The sequence below is a fragment of the Spirosoma sp. 209 genome (assembly GCF_002006735.1).
Classification (GTDB): Bacteria; Bacteroidota; Bacteroidia; order Cytophagales; family Spirosomataceae; genus Spirosoma; species Spirosoma sordidisoli.
The window spans coordinates 157360-178170 of record NZ_MVEC01000012.1 but is presented as its reverse complement, the minus strand read 5'-3'; the positions used below and the strand labels follow the sequence as shown (position 1 = coordinate 178170).

Sequence of the window (20811 nt, the reverse complement as noted above, 5' to 3'; positions counted from 1 at the left end):
ATGCGTATGAAGCGATTCTGGTTTTTGCTGATCATGAACGGGCTGACTCTGGCGGCTTTGGCAGCCCCGCCCGGGCCAACTGGTATTGGCTACGCCCGGGCACTGAAGAAGCTGACCGACGTTATGGTGACCGACGTAACCGGCCCCTGCGGGGCGGCCCGGTACTACGCCTACGCGAATCTGGCGGCTTACGAACTGATGTACCGGCAGCAGAAACCAGCGGGCTATGTCCCGTTGACGGGGCTCCTTCGCGGGTATTCTTTACCGGCCCATACTGCCCCCGATCCGGCTATCGACGTCGAATTTGGGAGCCAGTATATTCTGTTGCGAATGGGTGAAGAACTGCTTCCATCGGGCTATCTGCTCGAGGAGGCCCGCCAGCAGCTGATCAGCGACAGCCAGCAGCAGCGCCACCTGACTAGTGATCAAGTTAGCCGGACAAGGGCCTACGCCGATAGCCTGGTACGGAAAATAGTCCGGTACGCAGCCGCCGACGGATACCTGAAAACCAGCGGGATGTTGCGCTACACGCCCGACGACAAGCCGGGAACCTGGCAGCCCACTCCACCCGCCTACTCCGAAACCTACGAGCCCTACTGGGCCACGTTGCGGCCATTTCTGCTCGACAGTGCCGCTCAGTTTCGCCCGGTACGTCCGGTCCCTTATAGCGCTGAGAAAGAGTCTGCTTTTTACCAGCTGGCCAGAGAGGTGTATGACACCACCCAGGCCCTGACCGATGAGCAGCGTCACATTGCCAACTTCTGGGATTGTAACCCCTTCTTCCTGAACCAGAAGGGTCATGTCAACTTCGGTACCAAAAAAATATCGCCAAGCGGCCACTGGATGGGGATTACCAGCCTGGTTTGTGAACAACAAAACCTTTCTCTGGCCGAAACGATCCGGTGGCATACGCTGGTGGGCATTACCATGGCCGACGCGTTCATATCCTGCTGGGACGAGAAATACACCAGTAATCGGATACGCCCCGAAACGGTCATCAACCAACAGATCGACCGCGCCTGGCGCCCGCTGCTGCAAACCCCGCCCTTTCCGGAGTATACCAGCGGGCATAGTGTCATGTCGCAGGCGGTGGCAACGGTACTAACGGTACTGGCCGGAAAATCCGTTGCGTATACCGACGTGATCGAGGAAGAGTTTGGGGTGCCGGCCCGTACGTACCGGTCATTTGGAGAGGCCGCCCGGGAGGCTGCCATATCCAGGCTGTACGGGGGTATTCATTTTCGCGATTCGATCGAAAACGGGGTTCGGCAGGGCGAGCAGATCGGCCGGTTCGTTGTAAAAAAACTGGGATTAAACGGGCAGGCGGCATCGATGCAGGCTACCCGTAAAAAATAGATAACACACATTTACCCGAGTGGATGTAGTAGGCCAGTATGACTCCGGTCTTTGAAAAAAGATCGACCTACGCATAATCGGAATTTTGTAAATTATTGAGTTTCATTGGCGTGAGTGTAACCAGCTGTCTAAACCACCCATCTTTATTTAGTCTTTCGGCAACCAGAATCCGTTGATTTCCGATTTGCTGAAGTACATCGATTACCATGCAGGATAATGCCATCATCTCCGTCATTGACACGAAGAAAAACAAATTAAAACGGAATATCATCGCCGAACTTTACCGGGCTCAATCGCGAACCATTGCTCAGTTAGCCAGTACGGTGCATAGCAGTGTACCGTCCACGACAGCCCTTATTGAGGAATTGAGCGCGACGGATTGGGTGCATGGCATCGGCATCGGGACCGCCCAGTTTGGCCGTAAACCCTCGCTGTTTGCATTGAATCCCAACCGGTATGTCACGCTGGTAGTCGATAGCAATGTGCATGATACCAAGCTGCTGATTTTCAACCTGAATAATGAAGTGATTCATCGGGTAGACCTGGATTTGCAACTGGGCGAAACCCACCAGTTTGTCGAAAAGCTGCACGATCCGCTCAACCAGCTGGCCCAGTATCTGCGGGTAGAGGGCCGCGAGGTGATCGGCATCGGCGCTACCATGCCCGGTCTGGTAAACCCGGTTCTGAGCCTGAACCATACTTATCCGGAGTTGAGCCAGCCGGGTCATTCGCTGAGTACGCTCTTTGCGCTCCTGTTCGAAGCACCGGTGTATTACATCAACGATACTAAAGCAACGATTCTGGGTGAGTATCACTTCGGCCTGGCACAGGGAAAAAAGCATGTCCTGTCGATCAACATCGACTGGGGTATCGGTCTGGGCGTCATCATCAACGGCGAGGTGCTGCAGGGAACGGCTGGCTTTGCCGGTGAGCTGGGCCACATCCAGATGAAGACCGATGGCGAGCTGTGCTTCTGCGGAAAAGTAGGCTGTCTCGAAACGCTGGCATCGGCCTCGTCGCTGATCAGACGGGCAAAGGCAGGCTTGCGGAAAGGCCGAATGTCACTCCTGAATGAAGAAGGCCCCGAGGCTATCACGATCGAGATGATTATTGCCAAAGCCAACGTCGGCGACGGGTTCTGCATCGATCTACTGAGCGAGGTAGGCAGTGAACTCGGGCGGGGACTGGCCACGGCGGTGCACCTTTTCAATCCCGAACTCATCATCGTCAACGGCGTACTGGCCCGGGTGGCAAAATCAATTCGGCGGCCGCTGGAGCAGGCGCTGGACAAGTACTGCCTGCTGAACTACCGCGACAACCTGAAAATTGAACTTTCGGAGCTGGGAGAGATGGCCAAGCTCTACGGCACCCAGGCCTACGTGCTGCAAAATCTGCTCGAATACGAACAAATACCCTAATGTTGAAAAAACAGTCGTTACTCAATTACCTTCTTTTCTTTTCGGGGATGTGCTGTGCCGAACTGCCGGGTTTCGCACAGAACACGGGTTCGGTTAGTGATCCGGTCGAGTGGGTGAATCCGCTCATGGGCACCGATTCCAAACCCAGTCTGTCGAATGGCAATACCTACCCGGCCATTACACTGCCCTGGGGCATGAATACCTGGATGCCGCAGACCGGCAAAATGGGCGACGGCTGGGCCTACACCTACGCGGCCGATAAGATCAGGGGATTCAAGCAAACCCACCAGCCATCTCCCTGGATGAATGATTACGGTCAGTTTTCCATCATGCCCGTAACCGGAAAGCTACGACCCGGCGAAGACCAGCGGGCCAGCTGGTTTTCGCACAAAGCCGAAGTCGCCAAACCCTACTATTACGCCGTTTACCTGGCCGACCACGATGTAACGACCGAAATTGCCCCGACCGAACGAGCCGCCCGCTTTCGGTTTACCTTCCCCCAAACCGACAGTGCGTACGTGATTCTCGACGCGTTCGACAAAGGGTCGTCGGTCAAAATTATCCCGGCCGAGCGTAAAATCATCGGATATACCACCCGGAACAGCGGGGGCGTGCCGCAGAATTTCAAAAACTATTTTGTGATCCAGTTCGACCGTCCGTTTACGAGTACGGCGGTCTGGAATGGGAAGGAAACCAACAGCGGGGCCATTGAGCTGACGGCCGATCATACGGGGGCTGTTGTTGGCTTCAGAACCCGCAGGGGCGAACAGGTTCAGGCGCGGGTGGCTTCCTCCTTCATCAGTCCCGAACAGGCCGAACGGAATCTGGGCGAGATCGGCACCGATGACTTTGAAACGATAAAAAACAAAGCCAAACAAGCCTGGAACACCGAGCTGACACGCATGGCCGTTGAGGGTGGATCGGTCGATCAGCTCCAGACGTTTTATTCCTGCCTGTACCGCTCCCTCCAGTTTCCGCGCAAGTTTTACGAACTGGATGCCAACAAAAAGGTCGTACACTACAGTCCCTTTAACGGGCAGACCCTGCCGGGGTATATGTTCACCGATACCGGTTTCTGGGATACGTTTCGGGCGCTGTTTCCTTTTCTTAACCTGATGTATCCCAGCCTAAACGCCCATATTCAGGAAGGGCTGGTGAACACGTACAAAGAAAGCGGGTGGTTGCCGGAATGGGCCAGCCCGGGCCATCGGCCGGTCATGATCGGGTCCAATTCGGCGTCGATCGTGGCCGATGCGTATCTGAAGGGGGCACGGGGTTACGACATCAACACGTTGTACGAAGCCGTCCTGAAAAACTCCGAAAATGCCGGTCCAATCTCGACCCTGGGCCGGGCCGGTGTGGAGTACTATAACAAACTGGGCTACGTGCCTTACGATGTCAGGATCAACGAAAACGCAGCCCGCACCCTCGAATACGCCTACGACGATTTCACCATATACCAGCTGGCCAAAGCCCTCAAACGGCCCCAGTCGGAGATCGACCGTTTTGCGAAACGCAGCCAGAACTACCGAAACCTGTTTGACCCGAGTCACAAACTGATGCGGGGTAAAAACAAGGATGGTCAGTTTCAGACGCCTTTCAACCCCTTCAAGTGGGGCGACGCCTTCACCGAGGGCAACAGCTGGCATTATACCTGGTCAGTTTTTCACGACGTTGAGGGGCTCATTGGCCTGATGGGTGGGCGGAAATCATTCGTCGGTATGCTCGATTCCGTGTTTGTGGTACCGCCGATTTTCGATGATTCGTACTACGGTTCGGTCATTCATGAGATTCGGGAAATGCAGATCATGAACATGGGTAACTACGCCCACGGCAACCAGCCGATCCAGCACATGACGTATTTGTACAACTATGCCGGCGAACCCTGGAAAACCCAGTACTGGGTGCGCGACGTCATGAACCGGCTGTACAAACCCACGCCCGATGGCTACTGCGGAGATGAAGACAACGGGCAGACATCGGTCTGGTACGTGTTTTCGGCCCTCGGGTTCTATCCCGTTTGTCCCGGAACCGATCAATACGTGCTGGGTACGCCCCTGTTCAGAAAAGCAACGCTCCGCCTGGAAAATGGAAAAACGCTGGTGCTGAATGCCCCCGCCAACAGCAGCCAGAATCGGTACGTTGGCGCAGTAACCCGCAACGGTACGGTTTACGAAAAAAACTGGTTTAGTCACGGCGATCTGTTGCGGGGCGGAACGATCAACTTCACGATGGTGGCTCAACCCAACAAACAACGCGGCACCCAGCCCGCAGCTTTTCCCTATTCGTTCTCGTCCGACAAGCGGTAACGAACCGGCTGTGCGGTCCTGGCCCGGGTGGTTGCGTCAAACAGTCAGCTCCGCGGTGCTTTTTTTCATCTTTATCAAACCAATCTATGAAGCGTACCCACCTCGCCTTATGGCTCGCCCTGGCTGTATCGATCCCTGGCCTGGCTCAGCAGCACTCCGAGCAAAAGCATGATAAATACGTCTGGCCAACGGATGAGCAGGTCCGGGAAAAGCTCGATACCTGGCAAACGGCTAAATTTGGTTTGCTGATGCACTGGGGTACGTACAGCCAGCGGGGCATTGTAGAATCCTGGTCGCTGTGCCCCGAAGACGAAGGCTGGTGTGAACGAAAAGGCCCCACGGCCCAGAACTGGTTTGAGTATAAGAAAGGATACGAAGCGCTGCAGACGACCTTCAACCCCGTCCGGTTTAACCCCGACCGCTGGGCCGATGCAGCGCGGAAGGCGGGTATGAAGTATATGATCTTCACCACGAAGCATCACGACGGGTTCTGTATGTTCGATACGAAGCAGACCGACTATAAAATTACCAGTACCCAGTCGCCTTTCGCCACCAACCCGCGGAGTAACGTTACGAAGGAGATTTTGCAGGCCTTTCGGCAGCAGGACTTCATGGTGGGCACCTATTTTTCCAAACCGGACTGGCATAACGAGCATTACTGGTGGCCGTATTTCCCGCCCAAAGACCGCAACGTGAACTACGACCCCAAAAAATACCCCAAGGAATGGAGCCAGTTCAAAGAATTCACCTACAACCAGATTCAGGAGCTGATGACGGATTACGGGAAGGTGGATATACTCTGGCTGGACGGAGGCTGGGTGCGTCCGTTCAATACCATCGACTCGACCATCAGCTGGCAGCGGACCATTCCCTACAACCAGGATATCGACATGACCCGCATTGCCGCCGATGCCCGGAAGAAACAGCCCGGTCTGCTCGTCGTGGACCGAACGGTGTCGGGTGAGTTCGAGAATTACGTAACCCCAGAACAGCAAATCCCGGATCAGTACATGCCAATCCCCTGGGAGACGTGCATGACCATGGGCGATAGCTGGTCGTACATTCCTAAAGAAAACTTCAAACCAACCCGGAAGCTGGTGCAGACCCTGGTCGATGTAGTGGCCAAAAACGGAAACCTCCTGCTCAACATTGCCCCGGGACCCGATGGCGAGTGGCACGAGGAAGCCTATAGTCGCCTGGCGGAGATCGGGACGTGGCTGACGGTAAACGGCGAGTCGATTTACAATACCAAACCACTCGCTCCGTACCGGCAGGGCAAATGGGCGTTCACCCAGCGGGGGGCTACTACCTACCTGTCGTATCTGCCCGAAGAATCCGAAACGCAGCTGCCGGCCAGCCTGGCCCTACCGCTGGCCCCCGCAAAGTTACTGACGCTGCTGGGGGTTAAACAACCGCTAACCTGGAAAAAAAACGGACAGGAAGCACAAGTAACTATCCCGGAAAAAGTACGCCAGCAACTTGCCAACCAACCCGTATGGGTATTTAAGCTGGGCTGATTAACCCGGTCAACGTCGTTCTGCCGGGTAGTAGCCAGTCGCCTGTTCTGATTCATCACGAGTCTGTCTGATCGGCTGGTCGAGGGCTACCCGTATCCATTATTTGCCGATCAGGACCCTGAAATTGCTGTTTACAACCTGATAATAAATCGATGAAATCCATTAAACACTCACTGCTGGCGTTGCTGCTGGCGGTTCCCTGTTGGGGCCAGGCTCAGACCCGGTACGAGCTGAAAACCGGCTGGCAGTGTAGCCCCATGGCCAAAACGAAAGAGGACGGAACCGTTCTCTCGTCACCGGCCTACCCGCTGGCGGGCTGGATGCCCGCCGTTGTTCCCGGAACCGTACTGACGACCCTGCTGGCCAACAAGCAGATTCCGGATCCATTCTATGGGATGAACAACGAAAAAATACCGGATGTGTATCACGTTGGCCGCGATCATTACACGTACTGGTTTGCCACCGATTTTCAGGAGACCGCGAAACCGGGCGAGCAGGTCTGGCTGAACTTTCGGGGCATCAACTACAGCTGCGATGTGTACCTGAATGGGCAGAAACTCACCATCCGGCCCCATACGGGGATGTTTCTTCGCAAAACGTTTAACATTACGCCCTACCTCCAGAAAAGCGGCAAAAACCGGCTGGCCGTAATCGTACACCCGCCCGACCCGGTAGGCAACCCGAACGGCGGCCAGGGGGGCGACGGAACGATAGCCCGGAATTTGGCCCATCAGTACGTGGCTGGCTGGGACTGGATTCAGCCGGTTCGGGATCGGAATACGGGCATATGGGACAAAGTCACTATCGAAAAGACCGGGGGCGTCAACCTGAAAAATCCGCATGTGGTGACCAGCGTACCCGGTATACGCCAGCCCGACGGACCGCAGCAACCCGCTCTGGTCGGTACGTCGGCCGAGCTGGAAAACCCGACAACCGTCCGGCAGGAGGGGACATTACGGTTTACGATCAATGGCCAGACGGTGTCAAAAAAGGTAAGTCTGGCTCCTGGTACGACAACAACGGTTCAGCTTCCGACCCTCACTCTGGCTAACCCCCGGTTGTGGTGGCCGGCGGGCTATGGCAACCAGCATCTTTACCCGGCTACGGTTCAGTTCGTTAATGGAACGCAGCGGGTTCTGGACGAGGAAACGATGCAGGTCGGCGTTCGGGAAATCCAGACCGCCTGGAATAATACGACCCGGAGTCGGCAGATTAGCGTAAACGGGCAGAACGTATTTATCAAAGGGGCCAACTGGATTATCTCCGACGCGATGCTGAGGTTTTCGCCCGAGCGGTACAACGCCGAAATACGCTTCCACCGCGACATGAACCTGAATTTGATCCGGATCTGGGGTGGGGCCCTGACCGAGCGACCGGAGTTCTACGAGGCCTGCGACCGGTATGGACTGCTGGTGATGCAGGACTTCTGGGGGTCGGGCGATTGCAATGGACGATGGGTCGATCCGGCCAAGAAAGATGACCAGTGGACCCGAAGAAAATACCCCGACGATCATGGACTTTTTCTGACGTCGGCTATCGACCAGATCAAGATGATTCGGAATTACGCATCCCTCGCTATGTGGTGCGGAGGCAACGAGATCACCCTGCCCCAGGACATCATGACGCCCCTGCGCGATTCGATCCTGCCCAAACTCGACGGAACGCGCTGGTTCATCGACTATTCGAACTCCGACGAGATGTCGTATAATTTTCTGGGCGGCAACGGCGACGGACCCTATGGAATTCAGCCCATCGAGCGGTTCTGGTCGTACCGGACCTGGCCGTTCAACTCCGAAGTCGGTTCGGTTGGCGTCGGAGATTATACCTCTCTGGCGCGCTTTATACCGGCCGAGAATATGGTTTCTCCCGTCTATCGTCCGTCCGGGAAGAGCCAGGTCGACTCGGTCTGGAACTACCATAAATACATCGGCTACGATGCCTCGATCGACCCCTACGGCGCACCTGCCGACGTTCGTGACTTTGCCCGCAAGGCACAGCTTGTGAACTACGATCAGTACCGGGCGTTGATGGAAGGATTCAGCGCGCACATGTGGGACTGGTATACCGGCACCATTATCTGGAAAACGCAGAATCCCTGGACCTCGCTACGAGGGCAGATGTACGATTACTACCTCGATCCCAACGCAGGACTGTACGGTCTGCACAGCGGAAGCGAGCCCCTGCACATCATGTACAACCCCGTCGACAGTATGGTGATGGTAGCGAATAATACGTTCAGGTACCACCGGGATATGATGATGGTTATTCAGGTCTACGACATGACCGGCAGGGACTCCACCCTGACGCAGGTCTTCTCGGAGATAGGCCCGACGCTGGTTCGGCCGTACGTGCCCATTGGCCGCACCATCAAGGCCCTGACGAAGGAGAAAGGAGCTTTTCTAAGGCTCCGGCTCCTTGACCTGAACCGGCAGCCTCTCAGCGAAAACATCTATTGGCTGCCGGATGCGAAAGGAAATCATTCGGGTTTGCAGCAACTGACAAAAGCGTCTGTTCAGCTTTCAGCCCGACAGCTAGCCCCGGGCCGGGTAGAGGTGACGCTGGCAAACCCTGCCGGCGGGCCGATGGCATTCTTCAACCGAATCTCGCTGGTTGACGCGACCACGAAAACGAGGATGTTGCCGGTATTTTACAGTGACAACTACCTGTCTGTACCACCGGGAGAGAAGAAATCTATAACGGTAGAGTATACTCCCACGACCACCGCACCCCTGGTCTCGCTGGAAGGCTGGAATGTGCCGGAACAGTTTACCCCGATACAGCGGTAGCTCGTCGTTGATCGTAACCCTAAGTCGCCCGGCCGATCCCACAGGGTAGATCAGCCGGGCGACTTAGGGTTTTCCCTGAATTTGTGGTTGATAGGGTTTCCTATATGATCCAGGGGCGAACATCATCCTAGTTTTGCTTCGTAAAGTTCTATAAGCGGGTAGAGTGGTAATCAGATGGTCGTATAGTCGGGTACCGGGTAAAATCAGGGCACAGCCGAACGACAAGAAATGGGTTGTAGGCTGATAATCAGTTTTTACACCATGAGTAAAACCGACAAAACCAGTGGCTTTCCAGTAAGCCATTAACCTTGCCCACAAATTGCTGTTAACCTCCCCTATGCTCAGGATTTTAGTTGCCGTAAGCCTATTTGTAGGCAGTTTATTTCGGATCGAGCCCGTATCGGCACAAACCGTATCCGAAGCCATTCGCCTGAACCAAATCGGCTTTTACCCCAATGCTCCTAAAGTAGCCATTATCGTGGCAGCAACGGGTGGCCCGTTTCAGGTGACCACCGCCGATGGCCGCAAAGTCGTTTATTCCGGATCGCTGAGCGAGTTGCGTACCAACGCTATATCCGGCAAAACGGCTCGTTCGGCCGACTTCTCGGCCCTGCGCACACCCGGTACATACGTACTCGTGGTTCCGGAACTGGGCAAATCCTATCCGTTTGCCATCCAGGCCAATGTCCATCAGAAGCTGGCTGCGGGCGCGATTAAGGGCTTTTACTACCAGCGAACCGCTATCGATCTGCCCGAAACCTACGCGGGTATCTGGCACCGCCCGGCCGGCCATCCCGACACCCGGGTGCTGATCCATCCGTCGGCGGCATCGGCAACCCGCCCCGCCGGAACGACGATTTCGTCGCCCCTGGGCTGGTACGACGCCGGTGATTACAACAAGTACATCGTCAATTCGGGTATCACGATGGGGACCCTGCTGTCGGTATACGAAGATTTCCCGGACTTTTGCCGTTCGATGGCCGTTTCCATCCCTGAACGCACCAACCAACTTCCCGACCTGCTCGACGAGTCACTCTGGAACCTGCGATGGATGCTGACTATGCAGGACCCGGCCGACGGGGGCGTTTACCACAAACTGACCAATGCCCGCTTCGACGGAATGGTCATGCCCGACAAAGCCACCGCTGACCGCTATGTGGTGCAGAAAAGCGTAACGGCCGCGCTCGATTTTGCGGCCGTCATGGCGCAGGCCGCCCGGGTTTTTAAACCGTTTGCCCGCGAGCTTCCCGGGTTGGCCGATTCCTGTTCTGCGGCAGCTATCAAGGCCTGGCAGTGGGCCAAACAGAATCCCGACGCCCTGTATAATCAGGATGCCCTCAACAAGTCATTCGAGCCCGACGTCGTTACGGGTACCTACGGCGATCGCTCGGCTGCTGACGAATGGATCTGGGCCGCGGCCGAGCTGTACCTGACCACGAAAGACGATACCTATTACACCGCGGTGAACCTGTTTCCTGACGAAAACACACCGCTTCCATCGTGGCCCATGGTCCGGACGCTGGCCTATTATTCACTGGCTCGCCTGTCGAAAGAGTTGACGCCACGGGGTCAGCAGGACTTGCCCAACGTAAAAGCCCACATCCTGCGACTGGCCGATCAGCTCCGGCAGGATCGGGACAAGCAGGCCTTCCAGACACCCATGGGCAAGTCGGCCAGTGACTATATCTGGGGTAGCAGCGCCGTAGCGGCCAATCAGGGAATAGCGCTCATTCAGGCATATCGGCTCACCAGCCAGGTTGAATACCTCGATGCTGCGCTGGCCAACATGGATTATCTGCTCGGCCGGAACGCCGTCGGCTATTCATTCGTAACGGGCTTCGGGAGCAAAACGCCACTGCACCCGCACCACCGGCCCTCGGTAGCCGATGGGATCGACGCGCCGGTACCCGGCCTTTTGTCGGGGGGCACCAACGCCAACGCGGCCCGGCAGGACAAATGCCCCGGCTATACCACCACCGTAGCCGATGAGGTTTTTCTGGACGCCGACTGCTCCTACGCGTCCAACGAAATTGCCATCAACTGGAACGCGCCCCTGGTTTACCTGGCAACGGCGCTGGAAGCCCTGCAGAAAAAACGGTAAACTGGCTGGCAGAAGCGACTTTCAGGCTTATAGGTCTGCCATTATCTCTACATGTACGATGATGAATCGATTGGTGTTCTTTGTGCTGCTGCTGAGCAGCGTTCCGGGTCTGGCGCAGGTTCGTCTGGCGCGGCTTTTTTCCGACCATGTTGTTTTGCAACGGGGGCAGCCTCTCCCGGTATGGGGGTGGGCAAAGCCTGCCGAAGCGGTTACGGTGACTATGGCCGGTCAAACGCAGAAAGCAAAAGCAGGGCCTGATGGCAAATGGCGGGTCACTTTTTCTCCCCTTCAGGCCGGTGGGCCACATACCCTGTCCGTTACGGCCAAATCGGGCAAAGCTGCAGCCTCCGATGTGCTTATTGGCGAGGTCTGGATCTGCTCGGGACAGTCGAATATGGAATGGCCCGTACGGCAGGCCAACAACTACGCGGCTGAGAAGAAAATGGCGAACTTCCCCCAGATTCGTCACTTCCGGGTCGAGCATGAACTGGCCCTTACCCCGCAGGCCGACCTGACCTCCGGGGCGTGGAAAATCGCTTCGGCCGAGACCGTGGGTGACTTTACGGCCATTGGCTTCTTCTTTGCCCGGGAGCTGAACCAGTCTTTGCAGGTTCCGATCGGGCTGCTGCATTCATCCTGGGGCGGCTCTCAGGTAGAGGGCTGGATCAGTAAAGAGAGTATGCTGACCAGTGATGAACTGCGGAGCTACGCCCAGCATCTGCCAACATCCTGGCGGGAGGCCGACAGCCTGGTAGACGTCAAGCTGCGGACCCAGCTGCTCGGCACCGCCAAAAAACCCACCAGCGCCGATGAACAAAAGTACCTGACGCCCGACTACGACTTTTCGCGCTGGCGGAAGACCGACGCGCTGGGTCAGTGGGAGTGGAAAGACATGCGCGGTTTCAAAGGACAGGGCTACATGACCCGCGCCGTTGACATCACCGACGATATGGCCGCCACCGAAACAACCCTGGCTCTGGCCGAAAATGACAGTCCTGTCGAGGTGTTTATCAACGGCAAGTCCGTGGCCCGGGGAGTGGTAACGGGCGTTCGGAAAATTACCCTACCTGCCAACACCTGGCGGGCGGGTACGAACCGGATTCTGGTCAAACTGGGTAACATGGTCGATCCGGCCTGGTACGGCCCTGGGCTCAAGGGGTCGGCAACGGATCTGTACGTTGATGGGGCGGGTCAGCGAATTGGTCTGTCGCGCGACTGGCAGATCATGCCCGCCTTTGCCGAGCCGTATGAATACAAGCGGTTTATGAACAACGTGGGCGTAAGTATCTACAACGCCATGATTGCGCCACTGCTACCGTTTGCGGCAAGGGGGGTACTCTGGTACCAGGGCGAAACCAACGCGGGCCGAGCGTACCAGTATCGGCAAACATTTCCGTTGCTGATTCGGGACTGGCGGCAGAAGTTCAACCAGAATCTCTCGTTCTACTTCGTGCAGTTGTCGAGTTACGGTGCCAATCAAAGCAGCAACCAGGGCAGCAACTGGGCTGAACTCCGGGAAGCCCAAACGATGACCCTTAGCCTGCCAAAAACCGGCATGGCGGTAACGACCGACGTGGGCAACCCGAATGATATCCACCCGACCAACAAACAGGATGTTGGGCATCGCCTGGCGGTGCTGGCGCTCAGGAATGACTACGGACAGGCCGCGCCAGCGGGTTCTCCCCTTTACGATGCCGTCACCTTTGCCGACGGCAAGGCTACCGTCACCTTCAAACAGGCCGAAAAGGGGCTACTAGTGAAGGATAAGTACGGGTATTTGAAAGGCTTCGAAATTGCGGGCGACGACAAAAAATTCTATTATGCCCAGGCTCATATTCAGGGCAATACCGTTGTTGTATCGCATCCGGCGGTTCCGAAGCCCGTTTCGGTACGCTACGGCTGGGCCGACGCGCCGGAAGAGGCTAACCTCTTCAGTGCGGATGGGTTTCCCGTTAGTCCCTTCCGCACCGATACCTGGACGCCTATCACGGCCAATGCGACCTTTAACTGATAAGACTGGATCAAGAACAACTGTCCACACGACTAAACGGCATCGGCTGCCGTAGCCGGGCTGAAGGCGTGGCAACATCCGTACGCTGTACAATCGACGTATTTGCTTTTCTTTATGTATAAACAATCACTGCCCCAGCTGCTTTGCCTGCTGATCGGGTTTACCATGTCGTTCAGCGGCTTTGCCCGACCCCGGCCCGAGCTCATCGACAAAAAAGCGACCCCAGAAACCAACGCCCTGGTTCGAAATCTGCATAAACTGGCCAAAAAGCACATCCTGTTCGGTCATCAGCACGCTACCGAATATGGGCATGGCTGGGTGGGGGAGCCGAATCGGTCGGACGTAAAATCAGTCGTCGGTTCACACCCGGCCGTTATCGGGGTCGATTTCAGCGGATTGTCGGGCCGGCCACCCCAGGTGATCGAAAAGAACAAGGAACAGCTCCGCCGTCAGATCGTCGACACCTACAACCGGGGTGGGGTAACAACGGTTGCCTGGCATTTTTCTAACCCCGTAACTCCCCAAACCGGCTTCTACTGGAACGATTCGATCACGGCCCCGGCGGTCAGGCATCTGATTCCCGGTGGGTCGCATCATGCCGAATACAAGTCGATCTTACGGACGGTAGCCAGCCTGGCCGGTTCAGTGACGGGGGCCGACGGGAAACTGGCGCCGATGTTGTTCAGGCCCTACCACGAATTGGACGGGGGCTGGTTCTGGTGGGGTAAACCGCATTGTACCAGAGAAGAGTTCACTTCGCTCTGGCGCTTCACTGTCTCCTACCTGCGGGATAGCCTGCAGGTGCACAACTTCGTCTATGTGTTTTCGCCCGATTGTCTGTACAAAACCGAAGCGGAGTACCTGGATCGGTATCCCGGCGATGAGTGGGTCGATATGGTCGGGGTGGATAACTACGCTGATTTTGGCCGAAACGGACGGTATAACCTGGCGGCTGGCCTGGCCAAGCTCAAAATCGTGTCCGACTACGCCCGCAAGGCTGGCAAACTGGCAGCCTTTACCGAAACGGGGCTGGAGTCGATTCCGGATACCACCTGGTGGACCTCTGCATTACTGAAAACGCTTATCGCCGAGAAAATGCAGCTCGCTTACGTGCTGGTCTGGCGTAACGACAGCCGAAGTCCAACCCATTATTATGCGCCATACCCGGGTCAGGGGAGTGCAACTGATTTTACCCGCTTTTACCAGCACCCGTTCACCGTTTTTGAAACCGATTTGCCGAGGCTCTACCGCCGAAAGAAGTGGCTCATCTTTTGATAGTCAAGGGATAAGCCTGGGCGGAACGGGTTGATGAGAAGACAACCCTCGAGGGTAGTGTTGCGGAGGTAAGTAGGAGAAACTGAGATTAGCCCTTTATTGCTACATTGCCTGTCGACAAACCCTTATTAATTCCTCTCTATGCGTTTTCAACCTGCTCCAACCCGTTATCAGTCGATGACCTATCGGCGGTGTGGGCACAGCGGATTGCTTTTGCCGGCCATTTCGCTCGGGCTCTGGCAGAACTTCGGCCATGTCGACAGCCTCGAAAACAGCCGTCAGATGGTCCAGCGGGCGTTTGATCTGGGCATCACTCATTTCGATCTGGCCAATAACTACGGCCCGCCACCGGGTTCTGCTGAAGAAAATTTCGGGCATATCCTCTACCACGATTTACCCGGTTACCGTGATGAGCTGGTTATTTCGACCAAGGCCGGCTATGGCATGTGGAATGGTCCCTACGGCGACGGTGGTTCGCGCAAATACCTGATCGCCAGCCTGAACCAGAGCCTGAAACGGATGCATCTGGAGTATGTTGATATTTTTTACCACCACCGGCCCGACCCCAATACGCCCCTCGAAGAAACCATGTCGGCACTTGATCAGATCGTCCGGGAGGGCAAAGCCCTGTACATAGGCCTGTCGAACTACAAACCGGCCGAGACAAAGAAGGCTATCGACATCCTAAACCAGCTCGGTACACCCTGTCTGATTCATCAGCCGCGGTACTCGATGCTGGATCGGTGGGCCGAGGAGGGGCTGCTCGACGTCCTGGAGCAGGAGGGGGTTGGCTGCATTCCTTTTTCGCCCCTGGCGCAGGGTTTGCTGACCGACAAATACCTGAGCGGTGTACCTGCCCATTCACGCGCGGCCCGAAACGGTTCGTTACCCGAGCACAAACTAACCCCCGAAATTCTCGAGTTGATTGGCCAGCTGAATGAACTGGCCCAACAACGCGGTCAGACCCTGGCCCAGATGGCCATTGCCTGGTTATTGAAAGACGAGCGGGTAACCTCGGTGTTGATAGGCGCCAGCCGGCCCGAGCAGATTACGGATTCGGTTCAGGCGCTGGCCCATGTAGCCTTTACCAACGACGAGTTGGCCGTGATCAACGGGTTGCTGACGGTGGCCTGACCGAACAATACGTTTAACCGGTTTTATAACAGCACCGGTTAGTAGCGACCAGAGCATTCAGGCTTTTCTCCGAAATCAACCGACTGTCGGCCCTGAACCGACTACCGACAGCTGTACTCAATGACTAAACTCTTTGTGCGGGGACTGTTTTTGTTGGTCGTTCAAACGACGGCGCTAGCCCAAACTCCGCCTACCGCGCTCCGCACCGACCTTCTGTTGCATACCGACCGGGTTTGGCAACAGGGTTTCCTGACGAACCTGACGCTTACGACCGCCGATTCCATTCGTTTTCCGGGTCAGTATGCGCTCATCCGTAGTGAACGTCCGGCGTTTAGCTGGGTAGTGCCGTCGGGTGGCCAAACGGCCTACCAGGTGCAGGTTTCGACCACGCAGGCCGGTTCTGCCGACGTTTGGGACTCGGGCAAAGTTATAAGTCGTCAGAGTGTAAGCGTCGTACTAGGAGGAAACCCGCTCGATACCAGTCGGGTCTATTACTGGCGGGTTAAAATCTGGAATGAGCGTAATCAGGAAAGCAACTATTCAGCTCCGCGGGCGTTCCGAACAGCATCTCGCCTGGCTCCCTACGAAACACCGTACTACCCGCTCACCCGGACCGTTGACCAGCCCCGTCCACAGCCTACTACCACCGACCGGCGACGGTTGTACGATTTTGGGAAAGCTACCTTCGGTCAGGTCAGACTGACGGCTACGGCAGCCACCGATCAGGATTCGGTGCTGCTTCATATTGGCGAAGCCCTAACGCCCGACCGTCACGTCGATTCCAGGCCCCGCGGTACCGTTCGATACCGCCGAATCTGGCTACGATTGCAGAAAGGGACGCACGAGTACGCGGTTCAGTTTTTGTCGGACAAACGCAATACCGGACCCAAAGCCATACGCATGCCCGACTACATCGGCGAAGTGCTGCCCTTTCGCTATGTGGAGGTCGAGTTGCCGAACCTGTCCGTCAGGCTCGATCAGCTGGTGCGGCACACCATCACGTACCCGTTCGATGAAACAGCAACGACATTTACGTCTTCGGACTCGACCCTCAACCAGATCTGGGATTTATGTAAGCATACCATCCGGGCAACTACGTTTACGGGCTATTACGTTGATGGTGACCGGGAACGGATTCCCTATGAGGCCGATGCGCTGATCAACCAGCTCTCTCATTACGCTACCGACGCGGAGTTTACGATGGCCAAGCGATCGCTGAACTATCTGGTCTTTCATGCCACATGGCCTACAGAATGGTCGTTGCAGAACATCCTGATTGCCTGGTACGACTACCTCAACTCGGGCGATATCAGAACTGCACAGGCGTTGTACCCTGACCTGAAAGCCAAGCTGCTGCTGCCGCTGGCCAGGGCTGATGGGCTGATCAGTACCCGAACCGGACTGCAAAACGAGGCCTTTCGGCAATCCATACATTATGATACCTTCGATGGTCGTTCTACCATTCAGGATATTGTCGACTGGCCGCAGCAGGGCGTGCTGGGGCTCGGAAAAAAAGAAGCTGGCGAAACCGACGGATTTGTGTTTCGGGATTACAATGCGGTCGTAAATGCCTTCCATTACCAGGCTTTGGGTTATATGGCGAAGCTGGCCAGCGAACTGGGTAAAAAAGCCGATGCTGCCTTTTTTCTTGCCCGAATGGAACAGGTGAAGCGGGCTTTCCGGCAAACGTTTGTAGAACCCAAGTCGGGCCTGATCCGCGATGGAGAAGGAACCGATCACTCGTCGCTGCACGCTAACATGATGGCGCTGGCCTTCGGGCTGGTTCCTGAAAAGCATCAACGGGCCGTGCTGCATCATATCCGATCCCGCGGGATGGCCTGCAGCGTTTATGGGTCCCAGTTTCTGATGGACGCGCTGTACAACGCCGGCGAAAGTGCCTACGCGCTGGCGCTGCTGACCGCCACCGACGAACGGAGCTGGTATAACATGATCCGGACCGGGTCTACGATGACAACTGAAGCCTGGGATACGCGGTACAAACCCAACCAGGACTGGAACCATGCCTGGGGAGCCGCACCCGCCAACATCATCGTTCGTAAGCTAATGGGAGTCGAAGCCCTGAGCCCGGCCCATGAACAGATCCAGATCAAGCCCCAGCCCGATACGTTGAAACAGGCTGAACTTCAACTCACCACCCTGCGGGGGCCGCTGGCGCTCAGTTTCCAGAACGAGTCGGATCAGTTTGATTTGCGGCTTACCTTGCCCGGAAATTGCCGGGCTATCGTTTATTTGCCCCGTAAATCCGCAAAGGGGGAGGTCTGGCAGGATGGCAAACGGATCAAAGCCGTATCGGCCGGTAATTCCTGGAAAATCGACGATGTACCAGCTGGTGCGTATCATTGGGTCGTCAGGTAACCACTTCTTATGCCTGTCTGCGGCTTTGTGACGAAAGAAATAACTATGCAGCATACACACACACCAGAGACCGCCCCACAGACCGCATTCGAAAGCCGGTATGCCTCCTCGCCAGCTGAGGTACAGGGTATGAACACGGCGCAGCTCCGTCGGCAATTTCTTATACAGGACCTGTTCGTTCCCAACCAGTTTCGCTGGACACTCTCGTTCTTCGATCGATACCTGACGGGCGGAATACTACCCATCGATGGGTCCTGCCCGCTGGTAGCACCCGAACAGCTGAAAGCTGCTTATTTTCTGGAACGCCGTGAGCTGGGCGTAATCAACGTAGGCGGGCCCGGACGGATCATAGCCGACGGTACGATGTACGACCTCGGTTATAAAGAGGCCCTTTACCTGGGCAAAGGCACCCGCGTGGTTGAGTTTTCGTCGATGGATGATCAGGCGCCCGCGCGGTTTTACCTCAACTCGACGCCCGCTCACCAAACCTACCCCAGCCGAAAGATTGCCCGGGCCGATGCCAACCAGCTCAATCTGGGAAGTGTTGATACCGCCAACGAACGGACCATCAATCAAATGCTGATTAATCAGGTGTTGCCGACCTGCCAGCTACAGATGGGAATGACCGAACTGAAAACCGGGAGTGTCTGGAACACGATGCCCGCCCACGTTCATGACCGGCGGATGGAAGTGTATTTTTATTTCGAAGTGCCCGAGGGGCAGGCCGTCTGTCATTTGATGGGCGAGCCTCAGGAAACCCGGCATATCTGGGTGCATAACGAAGAGGCTGTAATCTCGCCAAACTGGTCGATCCATGCGGGCGCCGGTACATCCAATTACACCTTCATCTGGGGTATGGCCGGCGAAAACCTGGATTATGGCGACATGGATTTCTGCGCCATCAACGAACTGCGGTAAACCATCCGGCACCTGATGTATGGCAAAGCCAGCCGAGGGATGGCTGACTGGCTCTGCCGGTTGGGCTCAGTCGGGCATTTGCTGAAGGTACGTTTTCCTCGTTTTTTTCTTGGTATAAAACTGGGTGGTTTCGAGCGTTTCGTGACGCAGGTGCTGTTGCACGTGCTCAAGACTAACCCCTTCTTCGAGGAGGAGCTGACCCACCGTATGGCGCAAACTGTGGGCCGACATTCCGGTGCGTTTCAGGCCATGCTGATTCAGTTGTTTATCAACGATGTAGCGGATCTGATGGGTCTTTAAATCCTGAAAAAGGAACTCTCCGCGCTGGTCGGGCCGGATGGGCCATCGGCCGGCTTCGGTTAGGTATTCCTGCATAATCAGCCGGCAGCCGGCGAAGAACTTGATCGCCTTTTTCGTATTTCGGCCTTTACCCAGAATGTGTAACTGCTGCCGGTCGAAGTCCAGATCACTGAGCCGGAGTCGGGTTACTTCTACGGTGCGCAGGCCTTCCAGACCCAGCAGGGCCAGGATCGCTTTGTCGCGGGGGGAGGTTACGCCGGCCAGCAACTGCTCGCGTTCATGGGCCTCCAGACTGTCTTTATAAAACGTCCGCTCAACGGCCAGCCCCCGCACATCCTGAATATCGCGCAGGCTGTTGAGCTGGTCGGTGTTTAGTTGCAGCGGCTCCCGTTGCCGAATACACCATACCGCCAGTTGTTTCAGGGCCGACAGGTATACATTCACCGTAAACGCCGAGTACCCATTGTCTTTCAGGTACTGAACAAAGTCAGATACGGTTTGCCCGCTCAACGAGGCCGAGTGGCCGGATTGCTGCTGATTGTCGACGTACAAAAAAAAGGCATTCAGTGCTTTGGTGTAGGTTTCTTTCGATCGATCACCTCTCAGGTTCTTGGCTTCCCGGATGAATCGAAGAATCAGTTCGTTGGCAGCTGCGGGTAGTTTAGCGGTTTTGGGGTCGGCCATGACGGTGGGCTGACCCATCGACTGGTAAAACAACAGAAACTTCCGAATGGGCGAAACGCGGTTGGGAGGCAGATCGGCCGTATAACGGGCAAAACTCATTCCATCGATGCTAAAATCCTGCTCCAGACAATATAACAGGTACGATTTCGCGTGTCTGGGATAATTGCTGGAGGCCGGGAGGTCGGCCGCAAAATAGCGGATGAGCTGACTGACCGTATACCGGGTGCTGGCCTTCCCGGGCGCTGCACTGGCAGCCGCCCGCACTACCCGGACTGACTTCGACGATGGATCCGTCATAACCTCTTTTACCTGCGTTGACATCTCAGAAATGACCGGACGGGCGTCGGCTTCCACAAGCGGCTTCGGAACGGCGGGACAGCTTCAGGCCAACCGCCCCGTGAGCCATGCAACGCCCGTTCTGGACGAAGATACGGGTTGATTGTATACGGCCGTCACAGTCCGCAGAATCCCGTTACACCGCCGACTGACGGGCCGTTCCTGGTCCGGGCATCCTATGGCCCCATGCGCTAGTTTATTTCCCTCTTGCTGGCCTGCTTTGGCCGGCCCGGGTTGAATTCCTCACTTTGTACTGTATTCTCCGCTGTTTATACCGCTCCCGTCAGCCT

At 56.2% G+C, this 20811-nt stretch carries 12 protein-coding genes; 11 read left to right on the top strand and 1 reads right to left on the bottom strand.

Annotation, left to right across the window (positions count from 1 at the left end; all coding sequences use genetic code 11):
- Nucleotides 1–6 precede the first annotated feature (6 nt).
- The 11 genes from B1C80_RS19995 to kduI all read left to right on the top strand — a co-directional run bounded on the left by B1C80_RS19995 (nt 7) and on the right by kduI (nt 19201).
- A complete protein-coding gene (locus tag B1C80_RS19995; protein ID WP_161492792.1) occupies nt 7–1356 on the top strand; it encodes a vanadium-dependent haloperoxidase in 1350 nt (449 codons plus the stop codon).
- 206 nt (nt 1357–1562) lie between these two features.
- Entirely contained in the window at nt 1563–2774 is a 1212-nt protein-coding gene (locus B1C80_RS19990; RefSeq protein WP_077922979.1) for an ROK family protein, read from the top strand.
- A gap of 47 nt (nt 2775–2821) precedes the next feature.
- The gene (locus B1C80_RS19985) at nt 2822–5083 is read left to right on the top strand and encodes a GH92 family glycosyl hydrolase (RefSeq protein WP_236648859.1); all 2262 of its coding nucleotides are present in this window, start codon (nt 2822–2824) and stop codon (nt 5081–5083) included.
- Between the two features lie 86 nt (nt 5084–5169).
- Entirely contained in the window at nt 5170–6600 is a 1431-nt protein-coding gene (locus B1C80_RS19980; RefSeq protein WP_077922978.1) for an alpha-L-fucosidase, read from the top strand.
- 152 nt (nt 6601–6752) lie between these two features.
- The gene (locus B1C80_RS19975; RefSeq protein ID WP_077922977.1) at nt 6753–9386 is read left to right on the top strand and encodes a glycoside hydrolase family 2 TIM barrel-domain containing protein; all 2634 of its coding nucleotides are present in this window, start codon (nt 6753–6755) and stop codon (nt 9384–9386) included.
- Between the two features lie 337 nt (nt 9387–9723).
- Nucleotides 9724–11487, top strand: coding sequence for a glycoside hydrolase family 9 protein (locus tag B1C80_RS19970; RefSeq protein WP_077922976.1), 1764 nt, complete (start codon nt 9724–9726; stop codon nt 11485–11487).
- Nucleotides 11488–11545: 58 nt separating this feature from the next.
- The gene (locus B1C80_RS19965) at nt 11546–13498 is read left to right on the top strand and encodes a sialate O-acetylesterase (RefSeq protein ID WP_369822719.1); all 1953 of its coding nucleotides are present in this window, start codon (nt 11546–11548) and stop codon (nt 13496–13498) included.
- Nucleotides 13499–13663: 165 nt separating this feature from the next.
- Nucleotides 13664–14773, top strand: a complete 1110-nt coding sequence (locus B1C80_RS19960) for a glycoside hydrolase family 26 protein (RefSeq protein WP_139361697.1) — start codon at nt 13664–13666, stop codon at nt 14771–14773.
- A 141-nt stretch (nt 14774–14914) separates the two neighbouring features.
- Nucleotides 14915–15907, top strand: a complete 993-nt coding sequence (gene mgrA, locus B1C80_RS19955; protein ID WP_077922974.1) for an L-glyceraldehyde 3-phosphate reductase — start codon at nt 14915–14917, stop codon at nt 15905–15907.
- A gap of 120 nt (nt 15908–16027) precedes the next feature.
- Complete coding sequence (locus B1C80_RS19950) at nt 16028–18283, top strand: alpha-L-rhamnosidase C-terminal domain-containing protein (protein WP_077922973.1); 2256 nt, start codon at nt 16028–16030, stop codon at nt 18281–18283.
- A gap of 45 nt (nt 18284–18328) precedes the next feature.
- Nucleotides 18329–19201: a 5-dehydro-4-deoxy-D-glucuronate isomerase gene (gene kduI, locus B1C80_RS19945; protein ID WP_077923005.1), complete on the top strand. Its 873-nt coding sequence runs from the start codon at nt 18329–18331 to the stop codon at nt 19199–19201.
- Nucleotides 19202–19267: 66 nt separating this feature from the next.
- Here kduI and B1C80_RS19940 read toward each other — a convergent pair whose 3' ends face one another.
- Entirely contained in the window at nt 19268–20506 is a 1239-nt protein-coding gene (locus B1C80_RS19940) for a tyrosine-type recombinase/integrase (RefSeq protein WP_236648853.1), read from the bottom strand.
- Nucleotides 20507–20811 lie beyond the last annotated feature (305 nt).